The sequence below is a fragment of the Streptococcus sp. ALY_208 genome, assembly GCF_058314295.1.
On the sequence record NZ_JBZFUI010000002.1, the window covers coordinates 32000 to 51159 of the forward strand.

A 19160-nucleotide genomic window follows, 5' to 3' on the forward strand; every position below is an offset into this window, starting at 1 on the left:
CTTGCTACTACAATCTCATGAAAATCAGGATAAGTTGACTGTGTGTCTGTAAAAGAGCATTGAGATTAGTTAGCACTCTTTTGTCTATATAATAAGAAATCAGCCATCAAATCGGTGACGGCCGTCTCATTTTCATCATACTTTTTGGTAATTGAGAAGAGCTCCGATTAAATCGGCATCACTTTGGTAATGAGCAGTCTTGATGGTCAAGGTCTTAAAGTGCTGGGAGCCAAGAACACTGTCAAACAGTTTTTGGTACTCTTTTTTGACTGTGTCAAGCAAGAGAGGCTGGCTGCTGATCGCCCCTCCTATAACCACCAGATCAATCTGCGTATGGATCTGAAGCGTCAGTACAAGGTGGGCAATTCTGCGACAATAATCTTCAAATAAGGCTAGGAGCTCTCGAGAAGATCCATCCTTCAAACGATCAAAAACAGACTGTATATCTGGCTGATCTAGCTGTAACAGCTCACCAGCCTGCTGGATAAAATGATCAGCTGGATCTGTCTGCTCCAGCAGCTTTTCTAAGGTCTCTTTATTGAGATCAAGGGCGTCTTTAAGAGCACCGAGTCGATTGGATTGAGAATCTTTTTTAGCCTTGCTGGCATAGCTAGACTGATGTTGGCTCAAAGGAAAACTGACAAGATGCTTATCGACCATCAAACTTAGTGTTGCCTTTGTCTCTAACATTAGGACAGCCCCACTATCAACCTCTTTTAAGGGGCCATTTGCCGTCTCTGCTAGTGCCACGGCATTCGTCTGGTTGATCACTGATACTGGTAATTCAAAGGCTTCTGATAGATGCTGGGCCAAGGGATAATCCTTGAGGTAGGGAAGGACATGACTGTGGAATATACGTCCTCCCTTGCTGACTTCCCCAGGAAAGGAGACGGCGATCCCTTGGATATGATGACGGTAAGGCGCTATAATCACTCTCAAGGTTTCTAAAAACTCTTCGAGATTGTCCGGAGTTGGCACTGTCGTTTGATCGTAGAAATCTAGACTGGCATCTAAAAGGGCATGCCTGATGTCAGTTCCTCGGACAGCGATGGTTAAAAAGTAAGGATAGGAATAATCTCTAAGTACCCGTGCGGGATTACCGCCAACTAGGACGTTACTTCCAAAACTTCTAGTGATAACGGTGCTGGGCTCTACTCTGACATTGTGGCCTAGTGTAACGCCCGGTAAAATCATGGCTCCACTCCCTAATTGTAAATTATCGCCAATGACTACAGGCCTTCCAAATTCCTTCCCAGATACTTTTTCTGCATCACTGGCGGCATGAAGAGAGGTCAAAATCTGGCAATTATCACCAATCTCAGCATTGTTGCCGATATGAATTTCACAGACATCAACAAAGGTTGTATTGGCCCCTGCTTGGAAGTTTTCTCCCAGATAGATATGACTACCATAGTCACACTCAAAACCTGGACCAAGGCTAACTGATTGCCCCGTCTGACCAAGAAAGGTCTTGATCAGTACATCTGCCTGATCTGGGTGTTCCTCTGTATTGATCATGCGCGTCATAATACGCGCCCTTTCTCGAAGATCGACCAGCTCTGGATCTGACGCATTATAGAGGCGTCCAGCTAACATCTTTTCACGCTCGGTCGTTATCCTTTTCTCTATTCCTTTATTCATTTCTATTTCCTATAATAGCTCTTATCTCCTCAAGTCATAACATTGATTTAATAGGCTCAAAGGTCTTGCGATGGATAGGCGTGATCCCTTTTTCCTTTAAACCACGCAGATGATCCTTGGTGCCATAGCCAGCATTGGACGAAAAGCCATAGCCTGGATAACACTCGTCGAGCTCCCTCATCATTCTATCTCTGGTTACTTTTGCCACAATCGAAGCTGCAGCAATAGATAAGCTATTGGCATCTCCCTTAATAATGGCTGTCTGCTCTATATCTAGTTCCAAGTTCATGGCATCTATCAGGAGGTGCTTGGGGGCTTGGTCCAATTGCTTCACGGCCTCTATCATAGCTAGTTTCGTCGCTTGATAAATATTAACCTCATCAATCACCTGATTAGACATGATACCAATACCGACTGACAGGGCTTGATCTTTAACGGCTTGATAGAGAGTTTCATGATCTTTTTTAGGAATTTTCTTACTATCATTCAATCCTTTGATTTTACAGCCTTTAGGTAAAATGACGGCTGCTGCTACGACCGGACCAGCTAGGGGACCACGTCCTACTTCATCGATTCCAGCGATCAGCTCGATCCCTTGATCATAAAGTCCTCGCTCATAAGCTAACATCTTCTCTAGACGCTCATCCTCTAGCTGATTGGCTTTGATCTCCTTGATCTTTTTTTGGATAGCTTTTTGGACACCTGTGCGCTCATCTTTAGACAACTCTTCAAATAAGGGATCATTTAGCTGTGTAATCCCTGCCAAACGCTCTGTTATTTCCTTAATGGTCGCCATCTAAATCACTCACCCTATCCAGTGTATAGCGCCCTAGCTTACCATCTCTGACCTCTTTGACAAAGAGGCTATAGAAGCGATCGTAATCATCTCTAAAGCCTAGTTTTTCTGTTAGCAGCATGATGATTTCAGGTGAAGGTAAGCTAAGATCGATGTCTTTGAAGTGCTCTTGCAGGCGCTCTGGGTAATGCGCTTTAAAATAATCCAAACCAAAAATAGTCACATCATCCATAGGCAAAAGATTATCCTTGATAGCTCCTGTCAGAGCTAACTTTAATCCAACCGTCTGATCTTCAAATTTTGGCCATAGGATACCAGGAGTATCCAAGATTTCCAAATCTTTATTAGATTTAAGCCACTGCTGCCCCTTAGTCACACCAGGACGATTCCCCACTACTGCAATCTTTTTACCTGCTAGGCGATTCATCAGAGTAGACTTACCTGCATTTGGAATACCGATAATCATCGTCCTTAGCGTTTCCTTTTTGATACCTCTCTGGCGCAGACGCTCCAACTTGTCTGCCATCAGTTCTTTGGCAGAAGCCGTGATTTTTTTGACAGTGGCAGACTCTTTGGCATTGATCAAAAGCGTCTTAATGCCCTGATTTTCATAATAATCTTGCCAATCCTTGATGATGACTGGATCAGCTAGATCCGCCTTATTTAGGACAAGGAGCTTGGGCTTATCCCCGACAATTTTTGTTAACATGGGATTTTGACTCGATAGTGGCAGACGGGCATCCACAAGGATCGTTACAAAATCAACGTGTTTTATATTCTCCTGCACCTGACGACGTGCTTTGGACATATGTCCTGGGAACCATTGAATAGTAGCCATGTTACTCCTTTCGTACTAATCAGGTTTCAGTAGCCTGACTCTTATTTTCATCATATTAGCTAATCTTAACTATTATAGCATGAAATCTCTAAGTTTTATGCTCTCTAATCCCATAATCCTATCCAGTTTAGTTGGACGTATTAAGATAGATCATTTAGCTTATCTAATAGGGGCTTTTAAATGAGAATACCATCTAGGTGATCCATCTCATGCTGACAGATCTGGGCAGGGAGATCTTTTAGAACAATAGTTTTGGTCTGCCAGTTTTGGTCCATGTAGGAAACGTTAATACTGCGATAACGCTGGGTTGACCGCTCACCAGATAAAGATAAGCAGGATTCCTTGGTTTCATAGGGGTCTGCTCTTGTGATCAGGATAGGATTGAACATAACGAGATCAAATGGGCCCATATTGATGATAATCACGCGCCTATTGCTACCGATCATATTGGCTGCTAGCCCAAGACAATCTTTTCGGTGGGCAGCTAGTGTATCCTGTAAATCCTTAGCTAGAGGAAGATCTGCTGGGGTGGCAGATTTAGAAGGTTGAGACAAGAAAAACTCATCTCGGATAATTGCTTTTTCCATCACTATTCCTTTGCTACACATTTTTCTCCTATTTTACCATATTTGCGCTAGCGCTTATCCTAAGATTTTATTGTCTTTATTGGGTGGGCAGTGTACAATAGAGACAACTATCATCTGAAAGCAAGGGGAGGATTATGGCAACCAAGCACCAACAAATCATCAGCTATCTTCGCACTGCTATTACTAGTGGCCACCTCAAAAAGGGTGATAAATTGCCATCTATTCGTCAGCTTAGTCAAAGCTTTAACTGCAATAAAGACACAGTTGAAAAGGCTCTGATAGAGCTTCGCTACCAACACCTTATCTATGCCGTTCCTAAGAGTGGATATTATGTCTTGGAAGGGCAGGAAGAACAGGAAACTGACGATGATCTAGATATTAGCATCCAAGACTATCACCAACTGGCCTACCAAGACTTTACCAGCTGTTTATCAGAAACGTTAGTGGGGAGAGAAAATTACCTCTTTAATGCCAGCCAGCAGGGACATGGCTTACCAGAATTGCGCCAAGCCCTTCAAAAACACTTGCTAGATCGGGCTATCTATACTAGTCCTGACAATCTGGTCGTTACCTCAGGTACCCAGCAGGCCCTCTATATTCTGTCACAAATGACCTTTCCCAATCAGAAAGATCGCATCTTGATCGAACAACCAACTTATCACCGCTTCAATCATTTAATTAAACAACAAGGGCTACCTTATCTGACGATTGATCGTGGTAGAGAGGGGCTTGATTTTACCCAATTAGAGCAGCTCTTTGCTAGCCAGCCCATCAAGTTTTTCTATACGATTCCAAGACTATCTAATCCGCTTGGGCTCTCCTACAGTAGACAAGAAAAAGAAACCTTGGTCAGGCTCGCCCACCGCTATCAGGTCTATATTGTAGAGGATGACTACATGGGAGACTTTACACGATCTGACAACCTTCCCTTACACTACTATGATACGCATAATAGGGTCATCTATCTCAAGTCCTTTAGTACAACTGTATTTCCAGCATTGCGACTTGGAATGTCTGTCCTTCCTTCACAAATTTTAGATGATTTTTTAGCCTATAAGCATCTGATGGACTACGATACTAGTTTGATTATGCAAAAAGCCTTATCCCTCTATCTGGAAAATGGCATGTTTCAGCGTCATCTGGATAGACTTAAAAATAGCTTTGCCAATCGTCAAGATCAGGCACTAGCCTTGCTGTCGCAACTGGGTGAACATTGGGACTATCAGGTCGGCCCAAAATTCATCAGTCTCTATCCTCCAAAAGAGCTAACTATTGGTCAACTGCAAGACAGAGATATTCCACTCTTATCAAAAAAATCCTTTCTCCATGCTCAAAGCTTCCCCATTATCTACCTTGAAAATGATCATAAACTGGCATCAGTGGTTGCAACCCTAATCAAACTAGATAAAGAGTTGGGTAAAAAGATGCAGAGAGACTAGGATTGAATCTGGTTCAGCTATCCCATCTTACTTTTAACTATTGCAGAAATCAGATAATAAAAAGAGAATCCTGGGATTCTCTTTTTGTTATTTTAATTTTTCAAATCGTAGGTGAACTGCGATTTTTTCTCCATAACCATTACGCTCTAAGTCACGCTGCAAGCGGTAAGCAATATAGTGCTCGGCAATACTAATGTAGCCCGCATCCATGAGACGATTTTCGACTTGCGACTGAACCATGCTAATGGTTGGACGATCGGCATGGGCCTCTTCAAGATCGATGACAACTTTTTTGGTCACTTCTGCTAATTCTTGACGCAGGTTATCATCCAGAACATAAACAGCTTGAGCCGCCTTTAAAATAGCCTGATAGATTTTTTCTGGATCAAATTCAACCACTTGTCCATTGCGTTTGGTAATTTGCATACTTGGCCTCTTTCGTTATTATTTAAAAACCATTATGACAGGATAGCTATATTTGTCAAGTTTTTCCTCAAGTGCTCTCACTATTTTCTATTTAGATAGCCGCTTATTAGGGACTTTTTGTAAAAAATCCTGGGAATCGCCTGACTAGTAGTCAGGTCTGACGACACCTGTAACTGTTTCCTTGGTCGCTTGGTAGTCACCATCTATGACAACCTTAATGATGCGCTTAGCATCTGCATCCGGGCAAGCGACGAGAGGTAAGCGTGTTGGTCCAGCTGCAAAGCCCATATAGTTGAGAACGGCCTTGACAGGGGCTGGACTTGGATATGAAAAGAGGGCATGGACTTTGGGAACAAAGCGACGTTGGATAGCAGCTGCTGACTTGATATCATTGTTGGCAATAGCCTGAATCATCTCAAACATCTCATCACCATTTGTATGGGAAGCAACTGAAATAACACCATCAGCACCAAGGTTCATGGCATGGAAAGCATCCGCATCCTCACCTGTATAGACTAAAAATTCTTGCGGCTTATTCTCGATAAGGTAGGCCATATTGGCCAGGCTGGTGCACTCTTTAACACCGATAATATTAGGATGCTCTGCCAAACGCAACAAGGTCTCCGGAGTCATTTCAACAACGACACGGCCTGGGATATTATAGATAATAATAGGAAGATCAGAAGCATCTGCGATAGCTTTAAAATGTTGGTACATGCCCTCTTGAGACGGTTTATTGTAGTAAGGGACAATTGCCAGACCTGCAGCAAAGCCACCAAACTCCGCAACTTCTTTTGCAAATTCAATCGAATCACGGGTGTCATTTGTTCCCACACCTGCGATCAAAGGGACACGACCAGCTACGACCTCTTGTACTGTTTTAAAAATCTGTAGCTCTTCATCATGGGTCAGTGTAGGGCTTTCTGCAGTAGTTCCTGCCAGCAAAAGAGCCTCTGTATGATGATCCAGTAAGTGCTCAATCAGAGATGGAATAGCCTCAAAATTAATCGAGCCATCCTTATGAAAAGGAGTGATAAAGGCTGTTATTAAGGAAATATCTTTTAAGTCTTGATAAGACATAGGGGACTAGTCCTTTCTATTTTTCTTGTCTATAGCAATGCATATAGCTCCTGACGTCACTGTCAATAGAGCAACATCTTTGAAAGTAAAATGACTATGCATCCAACCGTTCATAATGATTAGCAGTACCAATGCATAGGTAGTTAGAAAGAATACTAATAGCTTAGCATAATAGAGCTGTCGATTCATAAGGCTGCTTCTCCTTAAGCCATATAGGTAAACCAGTCCTAATTCTGGACTGGCATTCTCTTTTATTTCAATTCAAATTTAAGTTGAGATGTTGGACGAACCAAACTTTTTTCGTGCAGCGTTTCTGCGATTTGGACAGAATTCCAGGCTGCACCCTTGAGAAGGTTATCTGAAACCACCCACATATGAATACCTTTGGGAGTATCTAAATCTTTACGAATACGACCGACGAAGGTCTCACGTGAGCCTACAGCATTAACTGCCTGTGGATAGACTTGGTTAGCCACATCATCTTCCAAAACAGCACCAGGGAAAGCCGCAATGGCAGCTTTAACCTCTTCGATTGGCGCTTCTTCTTTTGTTTCAATATAGATAGATTCTGAATGAGCCATCAAGACCGGAATACGCACGCAGGTTGCAGAGACTGCAATAGCATCATCTTCCATGATTTTCTTGGTCTCATTGGTCATCTTCATTTCTTCGTAAGTATAGTCATTGTCGGTAAAAACATCAATTTGAGGGAGAGCATTAAAGGCGATAGGATAATGCTTTTTATCCCCACCAGTCGGAAGGAGATGTGCTTCAACCTCTCTAGCACTCTTTCCATCATTTAAAACTTCTTTCAACTCACGTTGCGTTTCATTGATGGCAGACTGACCTGCTCCCGACACAGCCTGATAGGTTGAGACGATGATACGACTCAATCCCCACTTCTGACGAACTGGCTCAAGAGCCACCATCATTTGGATGGTTGAACAGTTAGGACAAGCTACGATACCATTATGCCCCTCAAGTGCATGAGCATTGACCTCAGGAACAACCAAGGGGACATCGGGATTTTGGCGGAAATAGGATGTATTATCGACCACAACAGCACCAGCCTTAACCGCATAAGGAGCGTATTTAGCAGAAACAGATCCTCCGGCAGAGAAAAGAGCAATATCGACTCCTTCAAATGACTTTTCTGTTGTTTCTTCTACTGTGACCTCTTGTCCCTTATACTGGAGTACTTTCCCAGCAGAACGACTGGAAGATAATAAACGAACGCGGTCAATAGGAAGCGTTGATTGCTCCAACTGTTGAATCATTCGTGTCCCAACGGCACCAGTGGCACCAACAACTGCTACTGTATATCCCATAATTTAGCCCTTTCTTTGAGAACAACCTTCATAATATTCTAAAAACTTATAGTGCCCTTATTATACACTTTTTGCAAGGGAAAGAAAAGGGATTTAGGGTGAAAATCATCATAGTCAACCTAGCTCTTTCAAAAAATAAAGTTTAGTCCAATCATTGATGAGAAAATCTAACCGGTCGAGCTGGGTTATCCCACGCTTTTTTTACGTTTCATGCCATGTAAAAAGCCCCTACCTACTAGGTAGAGGCTCAAGGGCATTCTTGAGAATGAGATAGAATGGTTCACACAAACTATCAAGGTCCGCTCCTGCGTTTATGACCTCCCTAGCGCAATATGGTCTTACGACCAAATCGACTCATCGCATGTCAGTATTATAGCATAGCTTGAGATTTATAACAAGGGAGCGACAGTCTTAACCACTGCCCCAATGGCTTTTTCTGCAAATGGCAGCTCTTTGAGTATTTCCTCAGTGACTTCTTTAGAGTCTTCCAGTGTCTTTTGGAAATCTCTTTCAATTTTTCTAATTTCTGAAGATTGGTAGAGGTAGGCTGCACATTCAAAATGATGATAGAGACTGCGATAGTCTAAATTGATCGTGCCAACCGTTGCTCGCTGGTCATCGGAAACGAAGACTTTTGCGTGCACAAAGCCTGGAGTGTATTCATAGATCTTGACACCAGACTCGATTAACGTTTTGTAATAAGTTTTGGCAAGGTAGTAAGCGATCGGCTTATCTGGAATACCTGGCATAATAATCTTAACATCAACCCCACGTTCTGCCGCAAACTTGAGGGCATGTTCCATCTCACTGTCTAGAATTAAGTAAGGGGTCATGATGTGTACATAATCTCTAGCATGATTCAAAATATCAATGTAGACATTTTCTCCTACCTTATCGTCATCTAACGGAGAATCCGCATAGGGAACGACATAGCCATCATTGACAGTAGGGTGATGATGCTGTCCCAGATAAGAGCGTACTTGCGAATTTTCTGTGATAGGTCCCCACATTTGTAAGAAGAGAATGGTGAAGGTATCTACGGCCTGTCCCTGAATCATGATTGCAGTGTCTTTCCAGTGACCGAAACGCTCGATAGCATTAATGTACTCATCTGCCAAGTTGATACCACCGGTAAAAGCTACTTCTCCATCAATGACAACAATCTTTCGGTGATCACGATAATTGTAGTAGGTTGACAAAAACGGAGATAGGGGAGCAAAAGCTTTTGATTTGATTCCTAACTTTTCTAGGCGCTTACTGTAGCCATAGCTGAGTGTGGTCATCTCAATCATGCCATCATATAAGACACGAACCTCAACACCTTCTTGCACTTTCTCTTCTAAAATACTTAAAATTTCCCCCCACATAATACCTTCATCTATGATGAAGTATTCCATGAAAATATATTTCTTAGCCTGTCTGAGCTGTTTCTTGAGTTCAGCAAACTTCTCCTCACCCGAAGGGAAATAAGTCACCTGACTATGGCGATAAACGGGAAAATGATTATCGTCAAAGTTAAGGTAGTTAGCTAGATTATAAAAGGTGCTGTGAGATGCCTTTAACTCATTCAAGACAGCATCATCTTGCTGCAGATAGTGGGTTGTCTGATTGATATTACTTTGCAGCTGGCGCTTCATGCCATTATAACCCCAATCAATCTTGGTGTACAAGAGAAAGAGGCCCCCTAAAATTGGAAACGGTATAACAACAAGCATCCAGGTTAATTTTGCAGTAGAGTCCATTCGGCTATTAAATAAATAGAGTACGGAAATACTAGCAATTATACCATCCAGAACTTGAATGTGCAGACGGTAGTTGTCCAACCACATATAGCTAGATACGATCACGAAAATCTGCAAGAGCAAAAGCAGGACAATGACTGTCGTTCGGCTAAAAATACCACGTAACAGACTTCTTCTTCCCTTACTTAACAGGCGTCTAACCTTATTTGTATCGTCTATAATAATCTCCCCTTTCACTTAAAATAGATGCTATTCATTATACCACAGAATTCACTCTAAAAACGGTTGAGAAAAAATTTTCTCAACCCCTTTTTTACGAGTAAATTCAAAAATTAAAGACATCATTGAGATTCTCAGCCATGGTAGGATGAGTGAAAATTTGCTTTTGGAAATAAGTGTAGGGAATACCATTATCCATGGCAAGAGTGATGAGATTAATCAGCTCATGGGCTTCTTTTCCAAATAAAGTTGCTCCTAAAATCTGTTGACTATCTGCATCGACAACCACCTTGAAGATTCCACGTAGATCGCCATTGACATGGGCACGAGGCATTCCAGCTACAGGTAAGCTATTTGCCTTATAGTTTAACCCTTGCGCTTTGGCAGTCTTTTCATCAATCCCAACTCGTGCCAAAGGCGGATTAACAAAGGTCGAATAAGGAACATGATGACGATTCTTGTGTGAGTAGTCTTTATTACCATTTAGATAATTAAAGACAATTCGGAAATCATCCAAAGAGACATAGGTGAATTGAGGGCCTCCATTGACATCTCCTACGGCAAAAACGTTAGGGACTGCTGTCTGGCAGTATTCATCAACCTCAATAGCACCACGGTCTGTTAAATTGATAGCAGTATTTTCCAGCCCCAGTCCTTGTGTATTGGGCTTACGGCCAGTGGCATAAAGGACAGCATCAAAGTTAAAATCACCATTATCAGTTGTAATGACAACCTCTTCTCCTTGGTTGCTGACCCGGGTGATGTTAGTCCCTAATTTGAAGGTAACACCATCTTCTTCCATGTAGGTTTGCGCAAGGCCAGAAATTTCTTCTTCTTCACGCGCAAAAATGCGTTCGATCGGATCAAAAACTGTTACTTCCGTACCCAACTTAGCATACAAGTTGGCAAACTCAAGACCGATATTACCACCACCGATAATACCAAGACGCTTAGGTTGCTCAGGTAGATTCTGAATGCCAGTACTATCATAAACGTGCTTTGATTCCGTCAAGCCAGGGATAGGAAGAACATTGGATACGGCACCGATATTAATAATAATCACGTCTGCGGTTAGCTGCTCCGTCTCTTGGTCACTTGTAATCTCAAGGATCTTATCGCCCACAAAGCGAGCACTGGCATTATAAACATCAGCCGTCGCAGCATTATCAAGCATGCCAAAATTTTTGGCCCGAAGACGCTCTACTACAGCTGTCTTCTCAGCCATCGCATCTGTGAAATCGTAGCCTTTTTCCGTTGCTGTAATCAGAACTTTGGTCGGAATACAACCGATATTGATACAAGTCCCTCCATACATGGTGGCATCCTTTTCAATCATAGCGACGCTCTTACCTTGGGCAGCTGTTTTTGCTGCTAAGGTTTTTCCGGCTTTACCAAAACCGATTACAATCATGTCATATGTTTTCATATTGTATTATTGTTTCCTTTCTTTATATTCTCATTTTAGCAAAGGGCATGACCTATTGTCTTATTTCCACTACGGGATTGCTAGGTTGAAAAGAAAAGGCTGAGACAGAAGTTCTCAGCCTTATTTATTTGATCAATTTTATTTGCTAGGCGCAGTGGTTGGCCGCCCTTATCTTGGGGCGTATTCCTTTTTTCGTCATTACTAATTCTAATAACCTTATAGAGAGGACTAGCTTTCATACCATAGCTGCTGTGTCCGAAATTTCTGCCAACAACTCTAAAATAGGCCAATGGCTGTTCCATCTTCTGCAACATCCATATTGAGAGCGGCTGGCTGTTTAGGAAGTCCTGGCATCGTCATCACATCACCCGTTAGGGCAACGATAAAACCAGCACCAGTTTTGGGAACAAATTCTCGAATGGAAATATCAAAGTCTGTAGGAGCTCCTAGTAAATTAGAATCATCAGAGAAGCTGTACTGGGTTTTGGCCATACAAACAGGCAATTTATCCCAGCCAAACTCAGCAAATTGTTTCAGTTGTGTCTTAGCCTTCTTTTCAAACACAACTCTACGGCCACCATAAATCTCAGTGACAATTTTCTTTATCTTATCTTCTAGGGTAGCCTTATCGTTATAAAGACGGTGGTAATTTGCCTGTCCCTTCTCCACGGTCTCAACAACAGCTTTAGCCAATTCTTGACCGCCTTCTGCTCCTTTAGACCAGACACTGGTCAGGGCTACTGGTAGGTCAATACTGGCACAGAGATCTTTAAGAGCGGCGATTTCTGCTGGGGTGTCCGTGCTAAATTCATTAATAGCTACAACTGCAGGCAAACCGAACTTACGAATATTAGCAACATGGCGTTTTAAATTGGCAAAACCTGCTTTAAGTGCTTCAATATTTTCTTCTCCTAAAGCTAATTTGTCCACACCGCCGTGCATCTTGAGGGCACGAATAGTCGCAACGATGACAACAGCGTCAGGAGATTTGGGAAGATTGGGTGTCTTGATGTCTAGGAATTTTTCAGCTCCTAAGTCCGCTCCAAATCCGGCCTCAGTGATGGTATACTCCGCCAAACCCAAAGCCGTTTTAGTCGCTAAGACTGAGTTACATCCATGAGCAATGTTGGCAAAAGGCCCACCATGAACCAGGGCTGGGGTTCCATAAATAGTTTGTACTAAATTAGGCTTAATAGCATCCTTAAGTATAAGAGCTAAGGCGCCTTCAACCTTCAAATCTTTAACGTATACAGGTGTACGGTCATAGCGATAGCCGATGACAATGGCAGACAAACGGTCTTTTAAGTCCTTGATGTCTGTGGCTAAGCACAAGATGGCCATGATTTCAGAAGCCACTGTAATATCAAAACCATCCTCACGAGGAATCCCATTGATCGGACTACCTAGACCAACCGTGACTTGGCGAAGCGCACGATCGTTGAGATCAAGCACACGCTTCCAGATGATACGGCGCTGATCAATTCCTAGCTCATTACCTTGATGCATATGATTATCTATAAAGGCTGAAAGAGCATTATTAGCCGTCGTAATCGCATGCATGTCACCCGTGAAGTGAAGATTGATGTCTTCCATAGGCAATACCTGAGCATAACCACCACCGGCAGCACCACCTTTAATGCCCATAACAGGACCTAACGATGGCTCACGCAAGGCAATCATGGTCGATTTTCCACTTTGATTGAGAGCGTCTGCCAATCCGATCGTTACTGTTGACTTACCTTCTCCGGCAGCTGTCGGATTAATGGCTGTCACCAATATTAATTTTCCTGGAGTATTTTCTTGGACTTTCTCAATAGTATCAAAAGATAATTTTGCCTTGTATTTTCCATACAGCTCCAGATCATCCAGGCTAATACCAATGGTTTCAGCTATGTCTGTAATAGGTTTTAATTCAACGCTTTGAGCAATTTCGATATCAGATTTCATGGAACACTCCTTTTTTAAAACTTAGGCTTCCTCATTATAACAAACTCCACTAAAAAAACGTACCATTTCTTGCAAATATATATCAAACATTCGGAAATTATTGGTGTCTTTAGCCTATTTATCACCCTCTATATCCATAAAAATTAATCATTCAGTTTTTTAACAAGATCATAACACGAGCACTTCCTCAGTATACAGCGATCTAGACTATTGCAATCATCTTTCTCTTATTTTTTAGCATGAAAAGCGAGTCATCATTTTTTAAAGGACGATACCGTATATTCTTAATCGCAAACAAAACTTTAAAGTCGTAGCAAAATCCACAATAAAGATTAATTGTACTGCAATATATCCCTGTTATTCTGTCGGAATACTTCTGTCAAAGATAAAAAAATTTACAAGAGACAAAGTATCACTAACAATAAGGAGGATTAGTAATTATGGAAACTACATTTGAAACTAACTTTAAACGCATTGAAACAAAGTATATTGTCGATAAAAAGCAATTAGCAGAGCTCTTACAAGATTTAAAAGTCTTCTTGGTAGAGGATGACTATCCGACCTCTACTATTACTAACATTTACTTTGACAATGATGACTTTGAGATGATCAAGGACTCTGTTGCTCATAAAAATGGGCGTGAAAAAATTCGTATGCGGACCTATTTACCTAACCCAGAGCCTAATAGCCGAGTCTTTTTAGAATTAAAGAAAAAAGACGCACAAGGTATCGGTCATAAATTTCGCCTCTTGTCCAATCCTATATCTATTACTAGGCTTGTCACTCAAGGAATCAGTGATGATGATATTCAAGACGATGCTTTGGTTAGAGAGATCGGCACGCTCACCAAGCGTTATAAAAATCTTCGCCCTCGGATGTTTATCTACTACGAACGCTACTCTCTTAAGGAAAAATATAACCCTCTAAATCATTCTAAGTGCAAGGTGCGTGTGACGATTGATCAAAATCTCAGATATAGAGATAATAATATTACCTTATTTGATGGTCATGACGGACTGCCACTTTTAGATCCTAACCATGTTATCATGGAAATCAAGGCACCTGGTGACAAGCCTCAATGGCTCCAAGAGATTCTTGACAAATACCATATCGAAGAGAGTCATTTCTCTAAGTACAGTACTGCCTACCATAAATCCCAAGGGCTGCCTATTGAACACAGTCTCATTCATAACTAAGAAAGGAAGCCTATGACTTATGACTTCAGCATTATTTGATTCTGTTTTTTCAAGCAAGGTACCAACTGTTGACGCTGGTATGCTAGCCTTATCGATTTTAACGAGTTTAGGACTGGGGCTCTGTTTGTCTTGGGTTTATAAGTATCGTACACTGTATACACGTGAGTTTGTTGTCACCTTGACGATGTTACCCAGTCTTATCACCTTGGTTATTTTTTTAGTCAATGGTAATCTTGGGACCAGTGTTGCTGTGGCAGGGACTTTCAGTCTCATCCGCTTTCGCTCAGCGACCAGTGGGTCACGTGAGTTGCTTGCTATTTTTTTATCAATGATTATTGGCCTAGCCTCAGGAATGGGATTTTTAGTCCTGTCGGCTGTATTTACAGTGATACTGCTGCTGGTCTGGCTGATTTTGGAAAACACGAAAGCCCTCACCCACGGTCAGACTCGCCGTCTTCTAACATTGACAGCTGAATATTCAGAGCATATAGAAACAAAATTGATAGACATTTTAGAAAACCTTTGCTCCAGACACGATCTCATTTCCATTGCCAGCACTAAGCAGGGAAGCGAAATGACGCTTGTCTATGAGGTGGATCTGAAAGTGGGCATTGACGATTTCAAACTCACCCAGACACTTCTAGAAGGTATCGATCATCTAGATATCACAATTACTAAAATGGCTAAAAAGAAGAAAAATTTATAAATACTATATGCAAAGCTCCAGTCTTCATTGCCTGGAGCTTTTTGTTGCTATGATAGGAGTGGTGCTCTGGCGCTTTCTTACTAGAGCGTTTAATTTACAAATATTAGGGAATTTTGTACAATACAGCTATGAAAATTCTAATTACATCAGGAGGCACAACCGAACCAATTGATCGGGTTCGTGGTATAACCAACCATTCTTCAGGGGCACTGGGAAAAGCTATAGCAGAAGCCTTTTTGACTGGGCAACATCAAGTCACCTTGGTGACAACAAAAAATGCTCTAAAGCCAGCTCCCCATCAAGACCTAACTACTCATCTCGTCAGTGATGTTGCTAGTCTACTCAAGACACTGGAGCCACTGACCAAAACTCATGATGTTCTTATTCACAGTATGGCTGTCTCTGATTATAGCCCTATCTATATGACTGACATAGCGGAGGTCAGCCAAACTTCTGATATAACCAGCCTCTTAAGTAAGACAAATGCTGAGAATAAGATTTCTTCTCAGGCCGATTATCAAGTGCTTTTTTTAAAGAAAAATCCTAAACTGATTTCTTTGGTCAAGCACTGGAATCCAGAAATTCGACTGGTCGGCTTCAAACTTTTGGTAGATGTCGCTAAAGACGAATTGATTGACGTGGCTAGAGACAGCCTGACAAAAAATGAAGCTGAGCTCGTTATTGCCAATGATTTGACCCAAATAACTAGCGATCAGCATATGGCCTACTTGGTGGATAAAACCAGCCAATCCCTGGCTACTACAAAGCAAGAGATTGCTGCACAACTCTATGAAAGGATAGCTCTCTATGACTAAGACTATCTTATTGGCTGTTACGGGTAGTGTCTCAGCCTATAAAGCAGCCGACCTTACCAGCCAGCTCAAAAAGCTCGGCTATGATATCCATATCATCATGTCAGAAGCGGCTACAAAATTTATCACTCCTTTGACTCTTCAAGTTTTGTCCAAAAACTCTGTCTATCTAGATGTCATGGTAGAAGATAGACCAAAAGGCATTAACCATATTGATCTCGCTAAGCAAGCAGATCTTTTCCTGCTTGCTCCTGCTTCTGCTAATACTATTGCAAAAATGGCGCAGGGGATGGCAGATAATATGGTAACCACCACTGCTCTAGCCTTGCCGAGAGAAACACCAAAACTGCTTGCCCCAGCTATGAATACAAAGATGTACGACAATCCTTTGACTCAGCGAAATTTGACTATCTTACGAGATGTCGGATATCAGGAGATCCAACCGCGTGCTAGCTTGCTAGCTTGTGGAGATGTTGGTCGGGGGGCTTTGGCTGATATTCCAACGATTATTGCTGCTATTGAGGAGGCTTTAATATGAGACATCAACGCTCATCGCAAATTGCTACTATTGCTTTATTCTTTGCGACTATGCTGGTCATTGAAATCATCAGTCAAGTCATTTTTCAAATCTTGCCACTCCCTGTTAAACCCACTTTAACTCTTGTTCCTGTTATCATTGCTGGCATCCTCTTTGGACCAAAAGTTGGGAGCAGCTTAGGGCTTGCTATGGGAATTATGAGTGTTATCCGCAATACTATCATCTTAACACCGACCAGTTACTTATTTTCCCCCTTAGTACCCGATGGGAATTGGAAATCGCTGATTGTGGCTATCGTTCCTCGCCTATTGATCGGTATCCTCCCCTATCTAGTCTATCGTTTGTTTCACAATCCTTTTGGCTTATACCTAGCTGGAGCATCTGGTGCCTTAGTTAATACGCTGTTTGTCCTAGCAGGTTTTGCATTTTTCTTTAACTACTTTGATGTCACAGGGCAGTCCCTGCTACTTGCCATTATCAGTAGTAATACTCTCGTTGAAATTGTGGTTGCTACTATCACAACTGGTATAATAATTCCCCGTCTACAGCGACTAAAAAAGAGTTGATGAGTCATGTTTATGACATGGCTTTTTATTTATTTTCATGCTATAATTTAGGCAGTTTTAGATTAAGAGGAGGTTAATAGTATGACTTATGCAGAAAATTACCAAAAATGGTTGGATTTTAGTGAACTTCCTGATTATCTTCGCAGTGAGTTAGTAGCAATGGATGATAAAACAAGGCAGGATGCCTTTTATACTAATCTTGAGTTTGGAACCGCTGGGATGAGAGGAGTAATCGGGGCTGGAACCAACCGTATCAATATCTATGTGGTACGTCAAGCAACAGAGGGACTGGCCCAGCTTATCGACTCCAAAGGACAGGAGCAAAAAGAGCGTGGTGTTGCTATCGCTTATGATTCCCGCCATTTCTCCCAAGAATTTGCCTATGAATCTGCTCAGGTTTTAGCCCAGCATGGTATCAAATCCTATGTCTTTGAAAGTCTCAGACCTACTCCTGAGCTCTCGTTTGCAGTACGTCATCTCAAGACATTTGCTGGAATCATGATTACAGCTAGTCACAATCCAAAACAATTTAATGGTTATAAGGTTTACGGTGAGGATGGTGGACAGCTTCCTCCTGCAGATGCCGATGCTCTGACTGATTATATTCGTGCTATTAGCAATCCTTTTTCTATCCCTCTTGCCGATTTGGATCAGGCAAAGTCTCAAGGACTTATCACTGTGATCGGTGACGCTGTTGATACTGCCTATCTCAAGGAAGTTAGGACTGTGACCATTAACCAAGACCTTATCAATCAGTATGGTAAGGATATGAAGATCGTCTACACTCCGCTTCATGGAACTGGAGAAATGTTGGCTCGACGTGCCTTGGCACAAGCCGGTTTTGAATCCGTACAAGTTGTCGAAGCTCAGGCTACAGCTGACCCTGAATTTAGTACGGTTGCATCACCAAACCCTGAGAATAAAGCAGCCTTTGCTATGGCTGAAGAATTGGGACGTCAGGTAGATGCCGATGTTTTAGTAGCTACCGATCCTGATGCCGATCGTCTCGGGGTGGAAATCCGTCAGGCTGATGGCTCTTATCTCAATCTTTCTGGTAACCAAATCGGTGCCCTTATTGCTAAATATATCCTCGAAGCTCATAAAACTCTTGGTACATTGCCAGCTAATGCAGCTCTGGCAAAATCGATTGTTTCTACTGAACTGGTCACAAAGATCGCTGAAAGTTACGGGGCAACCATGTTCAATGTCTTAACAGGCTTCAAGTTCATCGGTGAGAAAATTCAAGAATTTGAAGATAAGGGAAACTACACCTACTTATTTGGTTTTGAAGAGAGCTTCGGCTATCTCATCAAGCCTTTTGTCCGAGATAAGGATGCTATACAGGCTGTCCTTATTGTCGCTGAGATTGCAGCTTATTATCGCTCTCGTGGCATGACTTTAGCTGATGGTATTGCTGAGATTTACAATCAATATGGTTTCTTTGCTGAAAAGACTATTTCAGTCACACTTTCTGGTATTGATGGTGCCGCTGAGATTCAAAAAATTATGGATAAATTCCGCCATCATGTCCCTCAAACCTTTAATCACGCTGCTATAACAAAAACCGAAGACTTCCTTCAATTAACCTCTACCAGTCAAGATGGCAAGGTAGAATCATTGACAACACCGCCAAGCAATGTCCTAAAATATCATTTGGCTGACGGCTCTTGGTTTGCTGTTCGTCCTTCAGGAACCGAGCCTAAAATCAAGTTCTATATTGCTACTGTTGGTCAATCTGAAACCCAAGCTCAAGAAAAAATCACTGCTATTGACAAAGAAATTAATGATTTCATCCAATAAGTAATCCTTAAAAATCCCCATTTCTACGAAATGAGGATTTTTTAATAATCTAAGCAATCATTAAGTAAATAAA

17 protein-coding genes are annotated in these 19160 nt (G+C 41.9%); 7 read left to right on the forward strand and 10 right to left on the reverse strand.

Translation table 11 applies throughout. The features are described from left to right. Positions 1–135 precede the first annotated feature (135 nt). From AC4HAI_RS02530 to AC4HAI_RS02545, 4 genes are all read right to left on the reverse strand, one after another. On the reverse strand, positions 136–1641 hold the full coding sequence (locus AC4HAI_RS02530; RefSeq protein ID WP_491110308.1) for an ROK family protein: 1506 nt from the start codon (positions 1639–1641) through the stop codon (positions 136–138). A gap of 34 nt (positions 1642–1675) precedes the next feature. Then, a complete protein-coding gene (rnhB, locus tag AC4HAI_RS02535; protein ID WP_491110310.1) occupies positions 1676–2437 on the reverse strand; it encodes a ribonuclease HII in 762 nt (253 codons plus the stop codon). Continuing rightward, a complete protein-coding gene (gene ylqF / locus AC4HAI_RS02540) occupies positions 2424–3275 on the reverse strand; it encodes a ribosome biogenesis GTPase YlqF (protein WP_491110311.1) in 852 nt (283 codons plus the stop codon). Before ylqF ends, rnhB begins: the two co-directional genes overlap by 14 nt. A gap of 176 nt (positions 3276–3451) precedes the next feature. Further along, positions 3452–3862: a peptide deformylase gene (locus AC4HAI_RS02545; protein ID WP_491079389.1), complete on the reverse strand. Its 411-nt coding sequence runs from the start codon at positions 3860–3862 to the stop codon at positions 3452–3454. Positions 3863–3996: 134 nt separating this feature from the next. On the opposite strand from AC4HAI_RS02545, the gene AC4HAI_RS02550 reads away from it, so the two are divergent. After that, positions 3997–5301, forward strand: a complete 1305-nt coding sequence (locus AC4HAI_RS02550) for an aminotransferase-like domain-containing protein (RefSeq protein ID WP_491079390.1) — start codon at positions 3997–3999, stop codon at positions 5299–5301. Between the two features lie 87 nt (positions 5302–5388). On the opposite strand, the gene AC4HAI_RS02555 is transcribed toward AC4HAI_RS02550, so the two are convergent. From AC4HAI_RS02555 to AC4HAI_RS02580, 6 genes are all read right to left on the reverse strand, one after another. Next, positions 5389–5727, reverse strand: coding sequence for an ATP cone domain-containing protein (locus AC4HAI_RS02555; RefSeq protein WP_491079391.1), 339 nt, complete (start codon positions 5725–5727; stop codon positions 5389–5391). A 144-nt stretch (positions 5728–5871) separates the two neighbouring features. Continuing rightward, entirely contained in the window at positions 5872–6807 is a 936-nt protein-coding gene (gene dapA, locus AC4HAI_RS02560) for a 4-hydroxy-tetrahydrodipicolinate synthase (RefSeq protein ID WP_491079392.1), read from the reverse strand. 251 nt (positions 6808–7058) lie between these two features. Beyond that, positions 7059–8135, reverse strand: coding sequence for an aspartate-semialdehyde dehydrogenase (locus AC4HAI_RS02565; RefSeq protein ID WP_491079393.1), 1077 nt, complete (start codon positions 8133–8135; stop codon positions 7059–7061). A gap of 389 nt (positions 8136–8524) precedes the next feature. After that, positions 8525–10102 (reverse strand): cardiolipin synthase, encoded by a 1578-nt coding sequence (gene cls, locus AC4HAI_RS02570; RefSeq protein ID WP_491079438.1) that lies wholly within the window; start codon positions 10100–10102, stop codon positions 8525–8527. A 100-nt stretch (positions 10103–10202) separates the two neighbouring features. Next, on the reverse strand, positions 10203–11522 hold the full coding sequence (locus tag AC4HAI_RS02575) for an FAD-containing oxidoreductase (protein ID WP_491079394.1): 1320 nt from the start codon (positions 11520–11522) through the stop codon (positions 10203–10205). Between the two features lie 276 nt (positions 11523–11798). Next, positions 11799–13469, reverse strand: coding sequence for a formate--tetrahydrofolate ligase (locus AC4HAI_RS02580; RefSeq protein WP_491110312.1), 1671 nt, complete (start codon positions 13467–13469; stop codon positions 11799–11801). Positions 13470–13909: 440 nt separating this feature from the next. On the opposite strand from AC4HAI_RS02580, the gene AC4HAI_RS02585 reads away from it, so the two are divergent. The 6 genes from AC4HAI_RS02585 (at position 13910) to AC4HAI_RS02610 (ending at position 19087) form a co-directional block, all read left to right on the forward strand. Beyond that, positions 13910–14665, forward strand: coding sequence for a polyphosphate polymerase domain-containing protein (locus AC4HAI_RS02585; RefSeq protein ID WP_491110314.1), 756 nt, complete (start codon positions 13910–13912; stop codon positions 14663–14665). 19 nt (positions 14666–14684) lie between these two features. After that, on the forward strand, positions 14685–15371 hold the full coding sequence (locus tag AC4HAI_RS02590; RefSeq protein ID WP_491110316.1) for a DUF4956 domain-containing protein: 687 nt from the start codon (positions 14685–14687) through the stop codon (positions 15369–15371). Positions 15372–15499: 128 nt separating this feature from the next. After that, positions 15500–16186 (forward strand): phosphopantothenate--cysteine ligase, encoded by a 687-nt coding sequence (locus AC4HAI_RS02595; RefSeq protein ID WP_491110318.1) that lies wholly within the window; start codon positions 15500–15502, stop codon positions 16184–16186. Beyond that, positions 16179–16721 (forward strand): phosphopantothenoylcysteine decarboxylase, encoded by a 543-nt coding sequence (gene coaC / locus AC4HAI_RS02600; protein ID WP_491110319.1) that lies wholly within the window; start codon positions 16179–16181, stop codon positions 16719–16721. The genes AC4HAI_RS02595 and coaC overlap by 8 nt, the downstream gene beginning before the upstream one ends. Next, positions 16718–17287 (forward strand): ECF transporter S component, encoded by a 570-nt coding sequence (locus AC4HAI_RS02605; protein ID WP_491110321.1) that lies wholly within the window; start codon positions 16718–16720, stop codon positions 17285–17287. Before coaC ends, AC4HAI_RS02605 begins: the two co-directional genes overlap by 4 nt. 81 nt (positions 17288–17368) lie before the next feature. Beyond that, positions 17369–19087: a phospho-sugar mutase gene (locus AC4HAI_RS02610; protein ID WP_491110323.1), complete on the forward strand. Its 1719-nt coding sequence runs from the start codon at positions 17369–17371 to the stop codon at positions 19085–19087. Positions 19088–19160 lie beyond the last annotated feature (73 nt).

Excerpts from the sequence above, each read along its gene's own strand:
- AC4HAI_RS02530 (WP_491110308.1), bottom strand. The coding sequence starts at position 1,641 with ATGAATAAAGGAATAGAGAAAAGGATAACGACCGAGCGTGAAAAGATG.
- rnhB (WP_491110310.1), bottom strand. The coding sequence starts at position 2,437 with ATGGCGACCATTAAGGAAATAACAGAGCGTTTGGCAGGGATTACACAG.
- ylqF (WP_491110311.1), bottom strand. The coding sequence starts at position 3,275 with ATGGCTACTATTCAATGGTTCCCAGGACATATGTCCAAAGCACGTCGT.
- AC4HAI_RS02545 (WP_491079389.1), bottom strand. The coding sequence starts at position 3,862 with ATGGAAAAAGCAATTATCCGAGATGAGTTTTTCTTGTCTCAACCTTCT.
- AC4HAI_RS02550 (WP_491079390.1), top strand. The coding sequence starts at position 3,997 with ATGGCAACCAAGCACCAACAAATCATCAGCTATCTTCGCACTGCTATT.
- AC4HAI_RS02555 (WP_491079391.1), bottom strand. The coding sequence starts at position 5,727 with ATGCAAATTACCAAACGCAATGGACAAGTGGTTGAATTTGATCCAGAA.
- dapA (WP_491079392.1), bottom strand. The coding sequence starts at position 6,807 with ATGTCTTATCAAGACTTAAAAGATATTTCCTTAATAACAGCCTTTATC.
- AC4HAI_RS02565 (WP_491079393.1), bottom strand. The coding sequence starts at position 8,135 with ATGGGATATACAGTAGCAGTTGTTGGTGCCACTGGTGCCGTTGGGACA.
- AC4HAI_RS02575 (WP_491079394.1), bottom strand. The coding sequence starts at position 11,522 with ATGAAAACATATGACATGATTGTAATCGGTTTTGGTAAAGCCGGAAAA.
- AC4HAI_RS02580 (WP_491110312.1), bottom strand. The coding sequence starts at position 13,469 with ATGAAATCTGATATCGAAATTGCTCAAAGCGTTGAATTAAAACCTATT.
- AC4HAI_RS02585 (WP_491110314.1), top strand. The coding sequence starts at position 13,910 with ATGGAAACTACATTTGAAACTAACTTTAAACGCATTGAAACAAAGTAT.
- AC4HAI_RS02590 (WP_491110316.1), top strand. The coding sequence starts at position 14,685 with ATGACTTCAGCATTATTTGATTCTGTTTTTTCAAGCAAGGTACCAACT.
- AC4HAI_RS02595 (WP_491110318.1), top strand. The coding sequence starts at position 15,500 with ATGAAAATTCTAATTACATCAGGAGGCACAACCGAACCAATTGATCGG.
- coaC (WP_491110319.1), top strand. The coding sequence starts at position 16,179 with ATGACTAAGACTATCTTATTGGCTGTTACGGGTAGTGTCTCAGCCTAT.
- AC4HAI_RS02605 (WP_491110321.1), top strand. The coding sequence starts at position 16,718 with ATGAGACATCAACGCTCATCGCAAATTGCTACTATTGCTTTATTCTTT.
- AC4HAI_RS02610 (WP_491110323.1), top strand. The coding sequence starts at position 17,369 with ATGACTTATGCAGAAAATTACCAAAAATGGTTGGATTTTAGTGAACTT.